The following is a 17,775-nucleotide window of genomic DNA, read 5'->3' on the forward strand; positions in this document are numbered from 1 at the left end:
GGTGCGGGCGCGGTCGACGGCGGCTTCGATGCGGCGGGCCTTGTCGTCCGCCGGGTCGAACGTCAGCTGCCGGGCGGCGCGTTCGGCCCGGCGGAGGTCCTCGGCCCGTAGCGCCACCGACCGCACGCGAGCGCGTTGCAGACCGAGCGCGGCGTGCAGCGCGTAGGCGACCTCGGTCAGCGCGGGCCCGTGCGCGGTCGGTTCGGCCAGCCGCCGGGTGCGGGTCGTGGTGGAGCGGTCGGCGTAGCGGACGGTGAGCGTGAGCGCGCCTGCCACCTGACCGCCGCTGCGCATCCGGGAGCCGAGCTCGTCCGCGAGCGCGAGCAGCGCCCTGCGGCGCCGCGCCTCGTCCAGCTCGTCGTGGGCGAAGCGATGTTCGGCGGCCATCGAGCGGGACGGCGCGTTCGGGGTCACCGGCGTCGGGTCGATGCCGCGGGCCCGCTCGGACACCCGGCGGCCGGCCTTCGCGCCGAGGATGCGCTGCAGGGTCGCGGGGGGCGCCGCGGCGATCCGCCCGACGCTGTCGAGCCCGTACGCACACAGGGCGCGGGCCGCTGTGGGGCCGATGCCGTGCAGGGCGGCGGCGGGCCTGCGGTCGAGGAAGGCGGCGACGCCCTCGGGGTCGCCGGGGACGACGCGTACCTCTCCGGGTGCCGCGTCCTGGGCGGCCATCCGGGCGAGCAAAGGGTTGCCGGCGATGCCGATGACGCACTCGGTGTCGTACCACGCCAGGGCGCGCAGCCGGAGCAGCTCGGCGATGCCGGCGGCGTCCCGGCCGAAGTACCGCTGCGCACCGCGTACGTCGGCGAGCGCGGCGTCCGGCGGCAGCGCCTCGACCACGGGGGTGAACTCCCCCAGCAGCGCGATCAGCCGCTCGTACGTCTCCTCCCCGAGGGCCGGGGCGGCCGCCGCTCCGGCCACCGCGGCCGGACGGAACCGTACGTACAGCGCGACCCCGGTCCTGGACACCCGGCCCCGGCCCGGAGCACCGGCGGCATCCGTCGGAGAGTTTCCGGAAGGAGGTGAGGAAGGAGGCTTTTGGTCAGTCATCCCGCGCTCCCCGGGCTGGCGTGCCACAACTTGCGACCGGTGGCGGCGCGTTCGCCCGCGGGCTGGAGATCGGCCCACGGGTGCAGGGTGTAGCCGGTGGGCAGACGAATGACCCGCTCGTCGCCCGGCGCCGCCGAGTCGTCCACCATTGCCGAGTCGGCAGACGTCGCCGAGCCGGCAGGCATCGCCGAGTCGCCCGGCGCCGCCAAGTCGGCAGGCGTCGCCGAGTCGCCCGGCGTCCACGAGTCGGCAGGCGGGGTGGGGGTGCCATCGCCTCCGGGTGCTGTGCCGGTGCCCGCCTCCGCGGCGGCGTACCGCTCACGGTCGGCGGAACCGCTCCGACTGTGGGGGTGCCCAGTGACGCGCACACCCGGACTGCGCCCCGCGGGGGCGAGCGCGGGGGCGGGTGCGGGAGCCGTGGCGGGCGCGGAGGCCGGGGCCCCCGAGGCCGCGCCCCCGGGTGCTGGGGCGGACGCCGAGGCCGTGGCGGACGCCGATGCCGGGGCGGGCGCCGAGGCCGGGGCGAATGCGGGGGCTCGGGTTGCCTTGGAGGCTGGGGCCGCCTCTGAGGTGGAGTTCGCGGTAGCTGCCGGTACGGGGGCGGGGGTGGTGATTGGGGTGGAGGTGGTGGGGGCGGGGGTGGTGGGGGGTGGGGGGAGGGGAGGGTGGGAGGCCAGGTGGGACGTGACCGCCCGGAGCCCGCCCCTCTCCCGCAGCTCCGCCAGTTCCGCCAGGTTCCAGACCGCGGTGCCGACCACGCTGAGGCTGCGGGGGCCGCGGCGTTGGACCGTGCCGCGTACCAGGAGCAGCCAGGAGTGGAAGACGGTGTGGGCGCAGGTCTCGTGGCTGTCGTCGAAGAAGGCGCAGTCGACCAGGCCCGTGCTGTCGTCGAGGGTGGTGAAGATGACCCGGCGGCCGGAGCGGATCGGCGGCGTCTGGGTGGCCGCCTTGGCGCCGGCGACCAGGACCGTGTCACCGTGCCGGGCCTCGCGCAGCCGCTTGGCCGGGAGTACTCCCAGTTCGTTCAGGAACTGGGTGTGGTCCCCCATCAGGTGCCGGGAGGCGTCCATGCCCAGTACGCCCAGCTCGGCGCTGAGCCGTTCGGCGTCGCTCAGGTCCGGCAGGCCGGCCGGTGCCGAGGCAGCGGTGGTCAGCGGGAGTTGCGTGTCGGCCGGTGCGCCGCGCTGCTGGCGGTGCAGTTCGGCGATGTGCAGCAGCAGGTCGCGGCGGTTGGCGCCGAAGGCGTCCAACGCGCCGACCCTGGCGAGGCGTTCGAGGACGGGGCGGCCCGGGTGGGCCCGTCGCCACAGGTCCTGGAGCGAGGAGTAGGGGCGGCCGGCGGCGATCCGGCCGGCCTCCGCCTCGCTGATGCCGTGCACCTCGGAGAGCGCGAGGCGTAGCCCCCAGGCTCCACGCGCCTCGGAAGGACCGCGCTCCACCCCGGAAGGCCCGTGCCCCGCCCCGGAAGGCCCGCGCCCCACCCCGGAAGGACCGTGCCCCACAGGACCGTGCCCCGCCCCAGAAGGCCCGTGCCCCACCCCAGAAGGCCCGTGCCCCGCCCCAGTAGGGCCATATCCCACATTCCCCCCACCCATCCCAGACACCAGTTCGATTCGATAAGCGACATCGGACCGGTTCACGTCCAAGGGGAGGATCGGGACGCCGCGGCGGCGGGCGTCGGCGAGGAGGAGGCGTTTGGGGTACATGCCGGGGTCGTGGGTGAGCAGGCCGGCGTAGAAGGCGGCCGGGTGGTGGGCCTTGAGCCAGGCGGACTGGTAGGTCGGTACGGCGAAGGCCACCGCGTGCGCCTTGCAGAAGCCGTACGAACCGAACGATTCGATGATCTCCCAGGTGCGGGCGATGTCTTCGGAGGAGTAGCCGTGCCGCGCGGCGTGTTCCGCGAACCAGACGCGGATGCGGCCCTGCGACTCGGGGTCGGACAGGCCGCGCCGGACCCGGTCCGCCTCGTCCAGGCCGCAGTCGGTCATCCGGTCCAGGATGTGCATGACCTGTTCGTGGAAGACCACGACGCCGTATGTCTCGCGCAGGGATTCCGCCAGGTCGGGGTGGGGGTAGTGGACGGGTCTGCGGCCGTGCCGGGATTCGATGAAGGGCCGCACCATGTCGGCCGCGACCGGCCCCGGGCGGAAGAGCGAGATGTCCACGACCAGGTCGTGGAAGGTGGCGGGCTGGAGCCGGCCGATCAGGTCGCGCTGGCCCGGCGACTCGATCTGGAAGCAGCCGAGGGTCTCGGTGGAGCGGATCAGGCCGTACGTCGCGGGGTCGCCCGGCGGCACCTGTGCCGGGTCGTCGATGTCCGGCGCGGGCCGCCCGGTGGCGCGGCCGATCTCCGCGGTGGCGTGCGCCATCGCGGACTGCATCCGTACGCCGAGCACGTCGAGCTTGAGCAGGCCGAGGTCCTCGACGTCGTCCTTGTCGAACTGCGACATGGGGAAGCCCTCGCCGCCGGTGGGCACCACGGGGGTGCGGCCGGTGAGCGTGGCGTCGGAGAGCAGTACGCCGCAGGGGTGCATGGCGGTGCCGCGGGGCAGCGCGTCCAGGCCCTCCACCAGGTCCCAGAACGGCGGGGGCGGCGGGTTGTCCCGCAGGGCGCGCAGTTCGGGCAGTTCCTCCAGTGCCGCCCGCGCGTCCCGCGCCCGTATGTGCGGGAAGGACTTGGCGATCCGGTCCACCTCGTCGGGGTCCATGCCGAGTGCGGCGCCGACGTCGCGCACGGCATGGCGTACCCGATACGTCTCGGGCATGGCGACGGCGGCGACGCGTTCGGCGCCGAAGCGGTCGAAGATCGCGTGGTAGACCTCCAGGCGGCGGGCGGACTCCACGTCGATGTCGATGTCGGGGAGGACGGCGCGGCGCTTGGAGAGGAAGCGTTCCATCAGCAGGCCGTGCTCGACGGGGTCGGCGTGTGCGATGCCGAGCAGGTGGTTGACCAGCGAGCCGGCGCCGGAGCCGCGTGCGGTGACGCGGATGCCGAGGCGCCGGGTGTCCTCGACGACCTGGGCGACGGTGAGGAAGTACGACGCGAAGCCGTGGTGGTCGATGATGTCCAGCTCGCGGTGGAGGCGTTCCCAGTACGTGCGGGCGGCCGGGCCGCGGTCGTAGCCGCGGCGGACCATTCCGGCGGCGCTGCGGGAGCGGAGTACGCGGGAGGCGGTACGGTGCTCCGCGCCGACCAGCCGTGGTTCGGGGAAGTGGACGGTGCCGAGTCCGATGTCGTCCTGGGGGTCGACGAGGCACTCCCCCGCCGTCTCCTCGGTCATGGCGAGCAGCCGGTGGGCGGTGTCGCGGCGGTGGCCGGCGGCTTCGGCGATGCGTTCGGCGGTGCGGGCCATGGTGTCGGCGTCCTTGAGCCAGCGTTCGCCGCTGTCGCGGGCTTCGGGGCGGTGGCGGTCGATGGGGACGAGGCGGCGGGCGGAGTCCAGGACGTCGGCGACCGGGCCCTGGCCGGGGTCGGCGTAGCGGACGGCGTTGCTGAGGACGGCCCGGATGCCCTGGTCGACGGCGAAGCCGAGGGTGCGGGCCGCGAGCCGGAGGGAGCCGGGGCCGGTGCCGGTGCGGCCGTGGTGGACGGTTTCGAGGCGCAGCGCGTCGCCGTACAGCTCGCGCCAGGGGGCGATGAGGCGGGCGGCGCGGTCGGGGCGTCCGGCGGCGAGTGCGCGGCCGACTTCGGAGTCGGGGCCGAGGAGGACGACGGTGCCGTCCGTCGCGGTGGCCAGGTCGTCCCAGGGGAGGAGGGGGCGTTCGCGGTCGGTGGCGTGTGCGGCGGAGACCAGTCGGCACAGGGTGGCCCAGCCGCGGGCGCCGTCGCGGGCGAGGAAGACGGCGCGGGCGGCCGATTCGTCGATGAAGGCGCCGCCGCGCACGGGGGTGCGGCGGCGTGTCGTGGGGGTGGGGTCCGGCTGTCGTTCGGCGATCGCCAGCTCGGTGCCGAACAGCGGGCGGATGCCGGCTTCGGCGGCGGCCTTGGCGAAGCGTACGGCGCCGGAGAGCGAGTCGCGGTCGGTGAGGGCGAGGGCGTCCATGCCGCGTTCGGCCGCCTGTTCGGCGAGCCGTTCGGGGTGTGAGGCGCCGTACCGCACGGAGAATCCCGATGCGGTGTGCAGGTGCGTGAACCGGGACATTCGCACCTCCTACCGCGTGAGCACCCCCTGACTGACCTTGCATCCCCCGTCTCACTCACACCATAACGCTTTCTTCGAACGTCCGTGCGAACACGTGTGCGCGACGCGCCGGGGCACGCCCACTCAGCCACACATCCACCACCTCAAAAGGGAAGATATGAGGCTAATCCGTACGTACAGCGAGGAGCAGCGTCCATGGCCACAGCGGACGACGACGCCAGGACCGGTGCCGGGACCGATGCCAGAACCGGTGCCGGTACCGGCGCCAGGACCACCTTCGCCGGAGAGCTGAAGGACGCGGTGTCGGCGCGGGCCGCGCTGCTGATCATCGGGGTGCTGGCCCTGACGGCCGCGTTCATCGCCTCGTACGCGGGCGCCTTCCACTCCCCCAAGCCCAGGGACGTGGCGTTCGCGGTCGTCGCGCCCCCGCAGGAGCGCGGGCAGCTCGTCGCGAAGCTGGACCGGCTGCGGGGCTCGCCGCTCGACGCGCGCCCTGCCGGGTCGCGGGCCGCTGCCGTGCGGCAGCTGAAGGACCGGGAGATCGACGGGGCGCTGGTGGTCGACCCGCGCGGCAAGCAGGACGAGCTGCTGGTCGCCGGCGGCAGCGGCAGCGCGCTCTCCGACGCGCTGCAGAAGGTCCTCACCAAGGCGGAGCAGGCGCAGCAGCGGACCATCAGGACGACCGACGTGGCCCCGGCGGACCCGCAGGACGCCCGCGGACTGTCGTCGTTCTACCTGGTCGTGGGGTGGTGCGTGGGCGGCTACCTGTGTGCCGCGATCCTCGCGATCAGTTACGGGGCCCGCCCCACCAACGGCCGGCGGGCGGTCATCCGGCTCGGCGCGCTGCTGGTGTACTCGGTACTGGCCGGGCTGGCCGGTGCGCTCGTCATCGGCCCGGCACTCGGCGCGCTGCCGGGCAGCGTCGTGGCGCTGTGGGGGCTGGGCGCGCTCATCGTGTTCGCGGTGGGCGCGACCACCTTCGCCTTCCAGGGCATGGCCGGGATCCTCGGCATCGGGCTGACCATCCTCGTGGTCGTGATCGGCGGCAATCCCAGCGCGGGCGGCGCCTATCCGTATCCGCTGCTGCCGCCCTTCTGGCACGCCATCGGGCCCGCGCTGCCGCCGGGCGCGGGCACCTGGGCGACCCGTTCGATCGCGTACTTCGACGGGCGGGCGGTGACGGGGCCGCTGCTGGTGCTCGCCGCCTGGGCGGTGGTCGCCGCGGCGCTGACGCTGCTCTTCGCGGCCCTCTCCGTGGGGCGGGGCGCGATCCAGCGGAGCGAGCCGCGGCAGTAGGGGCGCGCCGCGCCGGTAGGAGCCGCAACCCCCACCGCGCCCTCCCCGTACGACGCACGCCCGCCTCCGTACACCTCACATGTGCGTGCCGCCGTCGATCCGGATCTCCGTGCCCGTGACAAAGGCGCCGTCCTCGGAGGCCAGCATCGCGATGACGCCCGCGACCGTCTCCGGGCCGGCGAAGCCCTCGCCGATGGCCGGCATCAGCTTCGTGAACAGGCTCATGTCGGCGTCCTCGGGCAGCCCCGGGCCGCGGCCCGTCGTCATGCCGCTGGCGATGGACCCCGGCGCGACGCACACCGCGCGCAGCCCCTGCTTGCTGTACTCGCTCGCGAGGGCGTGGGTCATGGACTGGACGCCGCCCTTGCTCGCCGCGTACGCCGCCATGTACGGGTGCGCGAACGAGGCGGAGGTGGAGCTGAAGTTGACGATCACCGGCCGCTCGCCCGCCAGGAGCGCGGGCAGCGCCTCGCGGATCATCAGGAACGTGCCGGTCAGGTTGGTCGAGACGACCTTGTTCCAGAAGTCCAGGGTGGTCTTGTGGGTGTGCTCGGACCGCAGGATGCCGGCCGCGTTGACCAGCACGTCCAGGCCGCCGAGCGCCTCCACGGCGGTGGCCGTGCCGGCGATGACCGCGGCCTCGTCGGAGATGTCCAGGACCGCGGTGGTGAGCCGGCCGGCGGTGCCGTCGGCGGCGGCGCGTTCGGCGGTGACCTTCAGGCCCTCCTCGCTGACGTCCGCCGCCACGACCCGGCCGCCCTCGGCGAGGACCCGGTGCACGGTGGCCTGGCCAATGCCGGACCCGCCGCCGGTGATCAGTACGCGGCGGCCCTCATAGCGGTTCATGGCGCATCTCCGTTCTCGTCGGTGCGCGGCTCTCCGTCGAGCCGCGACTCCGACACCGTACGCCTCAATGGCACACTGTGCCACCCATGCACTTCCTGTCACCTCGGCGCACAGCGGCGTAGACTCCGGCCATGCCCACCGCACCCGCCTCCCGCCCGTCCTCCCTCACCGAGCGGCGCAAGGCCGCGACCGAGCTGGAGATCGCCCGTACCGCGGCGGCGCTGTTCGCCGAGCGCGGCGCCGCCGTCACCGCGGAGGACATCGCCCGTGCCGCGGGCGTCGCGCCGCGCACGTTCTACCGCTACTTCCGTACGAAGGAAGATGCGGTCGCGCCGCTGCTGACCGGCGGCGTACGGGACTGGGCCGAGGGGCTGGCCGAGCTGGCCGTGCGGGAGCCCGAGCTGCCACTGGGCGAGGTACTGGAGCGGGCGGCCCGCGAGGCGCTGACGCCCGCCGACGCGCGGGCCCAGGAGGCGCTGGAGTGGACCCGGGGTCTGCTGCACGCGATGCAGGACAATCCGGCGCTGCGCGCGGTCTGGCACCGTGCGCACCACGAGTCCGAGCTGGCGCTGGTCGACGTACTGGCCCGGACGACGACGGCCGGGCCGCTGGAGGTACGGCTGACCGCGGCCGCGGCGGACGGAGCGCTGCGGGCCGCGGTCGAGGTGTGGGCGGCGGGTGAGAGCGATTCGCCTCCGGCGGAGCTGGCGGCGCGTGCGCTGCGGACGCTGGCGGCGGGACTGCCGTGGCTGGCGGAGCGGCGGGCGTAGGCGGCCGCCCGCAGCAGCCGGCTACGCCGTGTGGGTCACCTCCCCGCCCACCACGACCACCTCCGCCACCGTCCCCGGGATGTCCTCCGGCGCGCCGCGCAGGATGTCGCGGGATAGGACGACGAAGTCGGCGAGCTTGCCGACCGTGAGTGAACCGCGTTCGTTCTCGAGGAAGTTGGCGTACGCCGAGCCCATCGTGTAGCCGTGCACGGCGGTCTCGACGTCGATGGTCTCCTGCGGGCCCCACGGCTCGCCGCCGCCCAGCGGCTGCCGGGTGACGGCGGTGTAGATGCCGATCATCGGGTCCATCTCGGCGACGTTCCAGTCGCTGGAGAAGGCGAGGACCGCGCCTGCCTCCTTCAGGCTGCGCAGCGGCCACGCCTTGTGCCAGCGGTCGGCGCCGACGTTCTCCGCCCAGTCCTGGCCGGGCCCGGCGATCTCGGGGGCCGCGTGCCGGGGCTGCATGCAGGCGACCACGCCCAGTGCGGCGAAGCGCGGGGTGTCGGCGGGGTCGAGGCATTCGACGTGCACGATCTGGTGGCGGGCGTCGCGCGGCCCGTTGAACTCCCGGGCCCGCTCCACCGCGTCCAGGACGGTACGGATGCCGCGGTCGCCGGTGGCGTGCACGAAGCACTGGAAGCCGAGGGAGTCCAGCTCGGTCAGCAGCTCGGCGAACTCCTCGGGCGGGTAGAAGGTCTCGCCGCGGTGGTGGCGGCAGCCCGCGTACGGCGCGAGCAGCGCGGCGGTGCGCGGCTCGACCACGTCGTCGATGTAGAGCTTCAGGGGCCCGACGCTCAGCCGGTCGTCGTCGTACTTCTCGGCGGCGCGGGCGAAGTCGACGAGGTCGGCGCCGGTGGTGCCGCGCGGATGGAAGAGGGCCGCGACGATACGGGACCGCAGCCGGCCCTCCTCCCGGGCGCGCTCGAACAGCGCCAGGTCGTCGAGGGAGTTCTGCGGCTCGACGACCGTGGTGATGCCGAAGCGGATCGCGTCGTCGAGGCTGCCGGCCAGCCGGCGGTACTGGCGTTCGGCGGACGCCCACGGTAGGCCGAGGTCGCGCAGCGCGCGGTGGCCGTCCCGGGAGAGCCCGCGGACCGCGAAGTCCTTGAGGAATCCGGTGGGTTCGCCGGTCTCCGGGTCGGTCTCGGCACGCCCGTACGGCAGGTCCGTGCGGTCCTTGGTGATGCCGAGGCGGCGCAGCGCCGCGGTGTTGAGCCAGGCGGTGTGCACGTCGTAGCTCAGGACGAAGGCGGGGATGTCGCCGGTGACCGGGTCGAGGTCGGCGGCGCGCGGCATCCGGCCGCCGGGCAGGGCCGAGTAGTCCAGCGCCTCGGCCTCGATCCACTCGGCGTCCGGGTGCGCGTCCCGCCAGGCGCGGATGCGGCTGTGCACCTCGTCCAGGCTGCGGGCGCCGGCGAGCTGGACGCAGGCGTCGTCGGAGCCGAGCCGGACGTGGTTGTGCGCGTCGATGAAGCCGGGCAGCACCAACTTGCCGTGCGCGTCGAGCACTTCGGTACCCGAGGAGATCCATTCCGCGGCTTCGTCGTCCGGGCCGACCCAGACGATCCGGCCGTCCCGCACGGCGAGCGCCTCGGCCTCGGGCAGCGCGGGATCCACGGTGTGGAGGCGGGCGTTGTGCAGGACGAGGTCGGCGGCGGGGTGACGAGAAGACATGTGCGGGACCAACTCCTGTGAGGATGCGAACAGTTGCGGTGAGCGGGTTAGGGGGCGGGGGGGGCGGCACCGTGGCGCCACGAGCGGATGGACCGGCCGACGTTGATCGACTTTGAATGGCGTTCAAATTTCTTGAACGGCATTCAAAATGCGCCGAGCGGCCCGCACCCGTCAAGACCCCGCGGCGAATCGCCCGGGATAAGGTCGGGACGACGGACGCGCGGGGACATCGCGCGCACCCGCGGAACGGGACGAAGGGCAGGCCGGGCGGTGGCACGACGGCGGGACGGACAGGTCGCGGCCGACCGGATCCTGGAGGAGGCGATGGAGGCCATCGCCGAGGGCGGCCTCGCGGCGCTCACCATGTCCGCGCTGGCCCGGCGGCTCGGCACGAGCGGCGGCCACATCCTGTACTACTTCGGCAGCAAGGACCGGCTGCTGCTGGAGGCGCTGCGGTTCAGCGAGGCGAGGCTCGCCGAGGAGCGCCGGGCGCTGCTCGCCCGCCGGCTCGGCGCCGTGCGGATGCTGGACGCCTTCGTCGGCCTCTACCTGCCGCGCGGGCCGCGCGATCCGCGCTGGATGCTGTGGATCGAGCTGTGGGCCCGCACGGTCGCCAACGAACCGCTGCGCGAGACGCAGGAGGAGCTCGACCGGGGCTGGCGCGACGACCTGGCCGGGCTGCTGGCCAAGGGCGTCGCGCAGGGCCGCTTCGCCCCCGGGGACTGCACGGGCCGCGCCTCCGAACTGCTCGCCCTGCTGGACGGGCTCAGCACACGGGTGGTGCTGGGCCAGCACGGCGCGGACCGGACCGCGGCCCTGGCCACGGCGAGGTCGGCGGCGGCCCGGCTGGTGGAGCGCCGCGGCTGAGAAACTGGGGCCCATGGATGCGATGAGGCAGTTCCGTCGGGCGGTCGTCGAGTGGGCGGCCGGCGGTGCCGGGGCGCCGGCCGCAGCGGCGGTCGCACACGAACTGGCCGCCGGTACCGCTGTGCGCACGGTCGTCCTCGTGGAAGGGGCCAGCGACCGGGTCGCGCTCGAAGCGCTGGCCGCGCGGCACGGCCGCGTCCTCGATGCGGAGGGCATCGCCGTCGTCCCGCTCGGCGGCGCGACCAGCATCGGCAGATTCCTGACCCTGCTGGGTCCCCAGGGGCTCGACGTCGGGCTGGCGGGCCTGTGCGACGCCGGAGAGGAAGGCCACTTCGCGCGCGCCCTGGAACGCGCGGGTCTCGGCCGCGACCTCGCGCGCGCCGACATGGAGCCGCTCGGCTTCTACGTGTGCGTCGCCGACCTGGAGGAGGAGCTGATCCGCTCGCTCGGCGCCGCCTGCGTGCAGCAGGTCGTCGACGCCCAGGGCGACCTGCGGGCCTGGCACATCTTCCAGAAACAGCCCGCCCAGCGGGAGCGGAACGTCGAGCAGCAGCTGCGACGCTTCATGGGCACCATCAGCGGCCGGAAGAGCCAGTACGCCCGAGCGCTCGTCGATGACCTGGACCTCAGCCGGGTACCGCGGCCACTGGACCGCCTGCTCGCGCATCTGTAGTGCGCCGATGCGGGTGGTGGCGCACCGCTTCGGCAGCGGGAAAACCCCTCGCGCCCCGTGCGGTGAGCCGTTAACTTCCCTCTGAACGCGGCCAGTACGGTCCGCGGCCGCGAAGGGGGCCAGGCATGGAGACCGAGCGCGTGCGGACCGACCGCTTGGGCGTACTGCTCGACCAGTTCGACAAGGCCAGGGAGATGGCCCAGGTGCGGCTGACGGGGCTCGGCGACGAGGAGTACCTGTGGGAGCCGGTGCCCGGCTGCTGGTCGATCCGGCGCCGGGACGAGGCGGTGACGCCCAGGGCGTTCGGGCCGGGCGAGTGGGTGCTCGACCTGGGCGCCCCGGACATCCCGGCGAGCGAGTACGCCGAGGTCGCCCGGCAGGCCGCCGACGGCATGACCGTCGCCAAGATCGCCGACGACTGGAGCGTGAGCGTCGAGCGGGTCGAGCAGGTCCTCGCCCACACCGGCGCGCCGGAGCCCGACCGGACGCCGCTCACCACCATCGCGTGGCGGCTGGGACACCTGCACTTCCACTTCGCCGGCCCCTGGGAGTGGACCTTCGGCGAACGGCGGCGGGAGCCGAAGCTGCTGGTCGACTTCACCCCCTCCGCCGCCGTGGCGCTCCAGCGGTTCTGGGCGGCGATCGACCGCTGGCGCGAGAGCATCGCCACCGTCACCGACGAGCAGCTCGACACGGTCGGCTTCTCGCAGTACCCCTACGGCTCCGACCCCGACGACCCCTTCATCGCCGTGCTGGCGGGGGCCAACCTCGAATTCATCCACCACATGTCCGAGATCGCGCTCCTCCGCGACCTGTGGCGGACCCGCTCCGCCACTGCCACGCCCACCGCATGACCGACACCGCCGCGGTAGCCGTGCTGTCCGACATCCACGGAGTCGCCCCCGCGCTGGAAGCCGTACTGGCCGAGCCCGACGTGCGGGCGGCGCGCACCGTCGTCCTCACCGGCGACCTGCTGTCCGGGCCGCTCCCCCGCCAGACCCTCGACCTGCTGCGCGGCCTCGGCGACCGCGCCGTGTGGCTGGCCGGCAACGGCGAACGCGAGCTGATCGCGTGCCACCGCGACCGCGGCGCCCCGGCCCCCGACACGATCACGCCCTGGGCGGCCGGGCAGCTCTCCCCCGCCGACATCGAGCGGCTCGTCGCGCTCCCGGCGACGGTGACGCGGGACGTGCCGGGCCTCGGCGCGGTCCTCTTCTGCCATGCCACGCCGCGCGACGACGCGGAGGTGGTGCTCGCCGACTCCCGGCCGGAGCGCTTCGCCGAGGTACTGGCCGGGGTGGCGGACGGCGTACGGACGGTGGTCTGCGGCCACACCCACATGCCGTTCGTCCGGATCACGCACGGGCGGCTGGTGGTCAACCCGGGGAGCGTCGGGATGCCGTACGGGCGGCCCGGCGCGCACTGGGCGCTGCTCGGCCCCGGCGGCGGCGCGGTCGCGCTGCGCCGGACGGACTACGACCGGGACGCGGCGTGCGCCCGCATCGCGCGCGAGTCCGGCTTTCCGGACGCCGCCCGGTGGGCGGAGACGTACGTACGGAGCGCCCACACCGCCGAGGAAGCGCTGGCCGCCTTCGGGCCGCTGGACGGGCGGTGACGGCGAGCGGCCCGGCCCCCGTTCGGGAGCCGGGCCGTGGAGCCGGGGTGGATCAGCCGATCTGCGCGCCGTACGCCTGCAGGGCCTCGGTGACCGGCTGGAAGAAGGTCTCGCCGCCGCCGGAGCAGTCGCCGCTGCCGCCCGAGGTCAGGCCGATGGCCTTGTCGCCGTCGAACAGCGCGCCGCCGCTGTCGCCCGGCTCGGCGCAGACGTCGGTCTGGATCAGGCCGTCGACCGTGCCCTCCTGGTAGTTGACGCTGGCGTTCAGGGCCTTGACGGTGCCGTCGTGCACCTGGGTGGTGGAGCCGCTGCGCTGTACCTTCTCGCCGACGGTGGCCTCGGCCGCGCCGCTGATCTCCTGGCTGCTGCCGTTGTAGAGGTCGACGGCGCTGGGGTGGTCGGTGTCGGCGGTGTACTTCACCAGCGCGTAGTCGTTGCCGGGGAAGCTGGAGTCCTCGGTGGCGGCGATCTCGCCGCCGCCCTGGGAGTCCGACCAGCTCTTCACCGCGTTGCCGCAGTGGCCGGCGGTGAGGAAGTACGGCTGGCCGTCCTTGACGACGTTGAAGCCGAGCGAGCAGCGCGAGCCGCTGCCCCAGATGGCGTCGCCGCCGGCAATGAAGGGCTTGAACTCCCCCTTGCTGTGGGTGAGTTGCACCTTGCTGCCGAGGCTGTCGACGACCTTGGTGAGCTTCGCGAGCTGCGCGCCCTTGACCGTGCGGTCGGCGGTGACGACGACCTTGTTGCTCCGGGGGTCGATGCCCCAGGAGGTGCCGGGGATGGTGGCCTTGGACTTCAGGGTCTGCCGGGCGCCGTTCAGCTGGGCGAGGGTGTGCTGGACGATTCTGGGCTCGGCGCCCTTGGCCCGTACGGTGTCGGCCGCGGCCTTGTCCACGACGTTGACGACGAGCTTCTTGGCCTGTGCGTCGTAGTACGAGCCGGCGGTGCCGTCGGTGAGCTGCGCGGCGAGCTTGCCGGCCGCGGTGGGCGTCAGCGAGAGCGGCTGCGGTGCGGGGGCCGGACTGGCGTTGGCGCTGAGCGCGAAGCCGGCGCTGGCGGCGAGGGCGAGGGCGCCCGCTCCGGCGAGGGCGGCGCGGCGCTTGGGTATGCGTCGGTGCTTCAACTCAAGACCTCCCGTGGGGGGAAGGGCCCGCCGAAACGTGGGGGAAGCCGCGGGCCCTGAGGGGTGAGAGTCTGTGCCCGAGGTTCCAGACACGGACGTGCACGGACCGATAGTCGCGTCCATGCCAATGCGCGCCGCCGAGTATTCCCACCCCGCAGGGGCGCGCACAAGACCGTGTTCCGGTCTTGCGTACGACGATTCACCGATCGTCCACGGGTCCTGCACACCGATATCCGCGCATGTCCCTCCCCTTTCCGGTACCGGACGCACACGGTGGGCAGCCGGTGGTCAGCGCACAGTGAGGACCGCACCGGTCCGGAAACCGACGATCACCTTCCGCGCGCCCCAGCCCCTCCCCCATCTCCGCCCCCATGCCCTGCCCCGGGCGTCACTTCGCGGTGTCGTCCCGCGGCGCTGCCTCGGTCCCGGGCACCTCCACCCCTGGAACCTCCGCCCCGGGGACCTCGACGCCGGGGGCCTCCACGCCGGGGACCTCGACGCCCGGGATCTCGACGCCGGGGACCTCCACTTCCGGCAGGTCGATGCCCGACTCGATGCCGGGCAGGTCCTCCTCCGCCGTGTCCAGCGGTATCTCCTCGCGGCTCACGTCCTCCCGGGTCATGCTCTCCCTGCGGACCTCTTCCGGGCGCGCGTCCTCGGGAGCCCGGCCGCCGTCCCTGTCCCGCGCCCGCTCGTACGCCTCCGTCTGCGCCTGGGCCTGGAGGCCGGAGCGCTCCAGGAAGCGGAGCAGTTCGACGGGGAAGGGCAGGACCAGCGTGGAGTTCTTCTCCGCCGCGACCGCGACGACGGTCTGCAGCAGCCGCAGTTGGAGCGCGGCGGGCTGGTCGGACATCTGCGCGGCGGCCTCGGCCAGCTTCTTGGACGCCTGCAGCTCGGCGTCGGCGTTGATCACCCGGGCCCGCCGGTCGCGGGCCGCCTCCGCCTGCCGGGCCATCGACCGCTTCATGGTCTCCGGCAGCGAGACGTCCTTGATCTCCACCCGGTCGATCTGCACGCCCCAGCCCAGCGCGGGGCTGTCGATCATGACTTCCAGGCCCTGGTTGAGCTTCTCCCGGTTGGAGAGCAGATCGTCCAGGTCGCTCTTGCCGATGATCGAGCGCAGCGAGGTCTGGGCGACCTGGGAGACGGCGAAGCGGTAGTCCTCGACCCGGATGATCGCCTCGGCGGCGTCCACGACCTTGAAGTAGACCACCGCGTCCACTCGGACCGTGACGTTGTCGCGGGTGATGCCCTCCTGTGCGGGCACGGGCATCGTGACGATCTGCATGTTGACCTTGCGCATCCGGTCGACGCCCGGGATGACCATGGTGAATCCCGGTTCGCGTACGGATGAGGCCAGCCGCCCGAGCCGCAGCACCACACCGCGTTCGTACTGCTTGACCACGCGGGCCGCCGCCATGGCGTACACCGCGCCCGCCGCGGCGAGCGCCACGCCGGTCGTGACCAGTTCCTCGACCATCACGGCCCCCTAGACAGAGCTGTCAGCCGTCCGAGTCGCACGTAGTTACACGGTATGCCCGGTTGCCGGGGCGGTCGAGTGTCGGTGCGGATCGGAAACAAATAACCGATCATGGTCGACGCGCTGACCTGCGTAAACGCAAGGGCCCCCGCTCGCCGCGGCGAGCGGGGGCCTACTGCTGCTGGCTGCAGTCCAGTGGCGCAGTATCCCTCAGTACGTGCGGGGTGCCGAGAACACTCATCCGGCCATGGGGAAGGGCCGGGGCATTGCTCAGTACACGCTGACGCCGTAGGCGCTGAGCGCCTCGGTGACCGGCTGGAAGAACGTGGTGCCGCCGGAGGAGCAGTTGCCGCTGCCGCCGGAGGTGAGGCCGAGCGCCTTGGTGCTCGCGTACAGCGGGCCGCCGCTGTCGCCGGGCTCGGCGCAGACCGTGGTCTGGATCAGGCCGGAGACGACGTCGCCGCCGCCGTAGTTGACGGTGGCGTTCAGGGCGGTGACCTTGCCGCTGTGGATGCCGGTGGTGGAGCCGCGGCGGGTGACGGTCTGGCCGACGGACGGGGTGCCGGCGCTGGTGATGTCCTGGCTGCCGACGGTGCCCTCGTGCGAGACGGAACCGGTGTACTTGATGATGCCGTAGTCGTTGCCGGGGAAGCTGGAGCCGGCGGTCGGGCCGATCGACGCGCCGCTGCCGGTGGTCCACGGCGGGTTGCCGTCGGTGCAGTGGCCGGCGGTCAGGGCGTAGTAGGTGGTGCCGCTGCGTACGTTGAAGCCGAGCGAGCAGCGCCAGCTCGGGGCGTAGATCGCGTCGCCGCCGGAGATGTACTTCTGGAACGTGCCGGCCGTGCGCTCGATGCTGACGGCGCCGGCGTTCAGGCCGGCCGTCTTCTTGATCTTCGCTATCTCGGCCTGGGAGACGGTCTTGTCGACCGTGACGACGACGGTGTTCGTCGCTTTGTCGACCCGCCATGCGGTACCCGCGACGTCCGCCGCGCGGACCGAGTCGCTCGTCGCGGACAGCTGCGACGGGCTGAAGGTGGTGGCCGGGTGGACGTCGGCGCTGGCACTGGGTACGGCCACGGCGCCTGCGACGAGCAGGCCGGACGCCACGGCGATCAGCCGGGTGCGTCTGGTGACGCCGCTGCGGGGGGTGGTGCGCTCGTTCCTCACGTCTTCCTCCGAGGGGAATCGGGGGTCGCCTGTGGGCGGCCCGTGAGGCGCAGCCAGGCAGCACGGGTTCCACGGGTTCCGTTTTCCGCGTGCCCCTGACAAGCGCTGGACGGGAGTCTGGAGTGTCCGGGCGCGGTGCGCAAGAGGCCGTTTCCGGCCCGGGGCATGGCGAATGGCCCCGGCGGCGGAGATATCTGCTGCCGGGGCCGTGGTTCCGGCCCCCTCGGTCGGATCTTCGACGTGCGGCCCGCCGATCCGGTTCCTGCGCGGCGGGCCCGCGCGCCTCACCCCTCGCTGAGCTGCCGTTCTCCGGCGCGCAGCGCGAACGGGAGGGTGTTGCCCGGCGGGGGGAAGGGGCAGATGAAGTGGTCGGCGAAGGCGCAGGGCGGCAGCAGGGTGCGGTTCAGGTCGACGGTGACGGTGCCGTCGGCGGCGGGCGCGGGCGGCCGCAGGAACCGGAAGCGGTAGCTCTCGGTGCCGCTGGTGGCGTCCGCGAGCACGGCCCACAGCGAGCCGTCGGCCTCCACCGCGGCCTGGAGGGTGTGCTCCTCGCCGTCGACGGTGAAGGCGAGTTCGCCGCCGAGGCCGAGGCCCCGCTCCCGGCCGTCGGCGTTCGGGACCTGGACCGTGCGCCCCTGCTCGTACGGGCGGAACCGGCCGGTCAGCCGCCACCGCGCGTCGTACGGGAAGGCGTCGATGCCGGTGAAGGCGCGCAGCGCCGCGGAGTGCGGGTCGAAGACGCGGACGGCCCACAGGCCCTCGCGCCGCAGCACCACCAGCCGCCGGTCGCCGTGCGTGACGCGGGCCGTCTCCGGCCCGCCGTCCGCGCCGAGGCGCGCTTCGCCGTCGAGCGGTACGCCGTCCACGCGCAGCCCGTCCTGGGGGGCGGCGGTCAGGAGTACCGCGTCGCCGTCCTCGGTCCAGTGCCCGGGCACGCCCTCGATGCGGCCGCCGGGCTGGTCGGCGAGCCAGTACGTGCCGGTCAGCGCCAGGGGTCCGGACGGCCCGGAGACGGTCCGTTCGCGCGCGGCGTGCCAGGCCCGCCAGTCCTTCTCTGCTTCCGTGCTCATGGTCA

Annotated in this window: 14 protein-coding genes; 6 read left to right on the top strand and 8 right to left on the bottom strand. The window is 73.6% G+C overall.

Annotated elements, in window-relative coordinates; all coding sequences use genetic code 11:
- A partial coding sequence (locus tag ABT381_RS17480; protein ID WP_351594480.1) for a DNA polymerase Y family protein occupies window positions 1-1,050 on the bottom strand: 1,050 nt, incomplete at its 3' end.
- The gene (locus ABT381_RS17485; RefSeq protein ID WP_351594483.1) at window positions 1,047-5,192 is read right to left on the bottom strand and encodes a DNA polymerase III subunit alpha; all 4,146 of its coding nucleotides are present in this window, start codon (window positions 5,190-5,192) and stop codon (window positions 1,047-1,049) included. The genes ABT381_RS17485 and ABT381_RS17480, both read right to left, overlap by 4 nt.
- A 195-nt stretch (window positions 5,193-5,387) precedes the next feature.
- On the opposite strand from ABT381_RS17485, the gene ABT381_RS17490 reads away from it, so the two are divergent.
- Window positions 5,388-6,488, top strand: a complete 1,101-nt coding sequence (locus ABT381_RS17490) for an ABC transporter permease (protein WP_351594486.1) — start codon at window positions 5,388-5,390, stop codon at window positions 6,486-6,488.
- A gap of 75 nt (window positions 6,489-6,563) precedes the next feature.
- Here ABT381_RS17490 and ABT381_RS17495 read toward each other — a convergent pair whose 3' ends face one another.
- Window positions 6,564-7,334 (bottom strand): SDR family NAD(P)-dependent oxidoreductase, encoded by a 771-nt coding sequence (locus ABT381_RS17495; RefSeq protein WP_351594488.1) that lies wholly within the window; start codon window positions 7,332-7,334, stop codon window positions 6,564-6,566.
- 131 nt (window positions 7,335-7,465) lie between these two features.
- Here ABT381_RS17495 and ABT381_RS17500 point away from each other — a divergent pair, with 131 nt between their 5' ends.
- A complete protein-coding gene (locus ABT381_RS17500) occupies window positions 7,466-8,104 on the top strand; it encodes a TetR family transcriptional regulator (RefSeq protein ID WP_351594489.1) in 639 nt (212 codons plus the stop codon).
- A gap of 21 nt (window positions 8,105-8,125) precedes the next feature.
- Here the strand turns inward: ABT381_RS17500 and ABT381_RS17505 are convergent, their stop codons facing one another.
- Window positions 8,126-9,778 carry an amidohydrolase gene (locus ABT381_RS17505; protein WP_351594491.1) on the bottom strand — a complete coding sequence of 551 codons (1,653 nt, stop codon included), beginning with the start codon at window positions 9,776-9,778 and terminating at the stop codon, window positions 8,126-8,128.
- A 270-nt stretch (window positions 9,779-10,048) separates the two neighbouring features.
- Here ABT381_RS17505 and ABT381_RS17510 point away from each other — a divergent pair, with 270 nt between their 5' ends.
- From ABT381_RS17510 to ABT381_RS17525, 4 genes are all read left to right on the top strand, one after another.
- On the top strand, window positions 10,049-10,645 hold the full coding sequence (locus ABT381_RS17510) for a TetR/AcrR family transcriptional regulator (protein WP_351594493.1): 597 nt from the start codon (window positions 10,049-10,051) through the stop codon (window positions 10,643-10,645).
- 13 nt (window positions 10,646-10,658) lie between these two features.
- Window positions 10,659-11,318 (top strand): TOPRIM nucleotidyl transferase/hydrolase domain-containing protein, encoded by a 660-nt coding sequence (locus tag ABT381_RS17515; protein ID WP_351594496.1) that lies wholly within the window; start codon window positions 10,659-10,661, stop codon window positions 11,316-11,318.
- Between the two features lie 125 nt (window positions 11,319-11,443).
- Window positions 11,444-12,172: a DinB family protein gene (locus ABT381_RS17520; RefSeq protein WP_351594498.1), complete on the top strand. Its 729-nt coding sequence runs from the start codon at window positions 11,444-11,446 to the stop codon at window positions 12,170-12,172.
- Window positions 12,169-12,933, top strand: coding sequence for a metallophosphoesterase family protein (locus tag ABT381_RS17525; protein WP_351594501.1), 765 nt, complete (start codon window positions 12,169-12,171; stop codon window positions 12,931-12,933). The genes ABT381_RS17520 and ABT381_RS17525 overlap by 4 nt, the downstream gene beginning before the upstream one ends.
- Before the next feature lie 52 nt (window positions 12,934-12,985).
- Here the strand turns inward: ABT381_RS17525 and ABT381_RS17530 are convergent, their stop codons facing one another.
- The 4 genes from ABT381_RS17530 to ABT381_RS17545 form a co-directional block, all read right to left on the bottom strand.
- Window positions 12,986-14,053 (bottom strand): S1 family peptidase, encoded by a 1,068-nt coding sequence (locus tag ABT381_RS17530; RefSeq protein WP_351594504.1) that lies wholly within the window; start codon window positions 14,051-14,053, stop codon window positions 12,986-12,988.
- 388 nt (window positions 14,054-14,441) lie between these two features.
- Entirely contained in the window at window positions 14,442-15,533 is a 1,092-nt protein-coding gene (locus ABT381_RS17535; protein WP_351594507.1) for a slipin family protein, read from the bottom strand.
- A 270-nt stretch (window positions 15,534-15,803) separates the two neighbouring features.
- On the bottom strand, window positions 15,804-16,700 hold the full coding sequence (locus ABT381_RS17540; RefSeq protein WP_351594510.1) for a S1 family peptidase: 897 nt from the start codon (window positions 16,698-16,700) through the stop codon (window positions 15,804-15,806).
- 284 nt (window positions 16,701-16,984) lie between these two features.
- The gene (locus ABT381_RS17545) at window positions 16,985-17,770 is read right to left on the bottom strand and encodes a DUF1684 domain-containing protein (RefSeq protein WP_351594513.1); all 786 of its coding nucleotides are present in this window, start codon (window positions 17,768-17,770) and stop codon (window positions 16,985-16,987) included.
- Window positions 17,771-17,775: the final 5 nt, after the last annotated feature.

Origin of the sequence: Streptomyces sp. NPDC000151 (assembly GCF_040301705.1) — a bacterium.
Classification (GTDB): Bacteria; Actinomycetota; Actinomycetes; order Streptomycetales; family Streptomycetaceae; genus Streptomyces.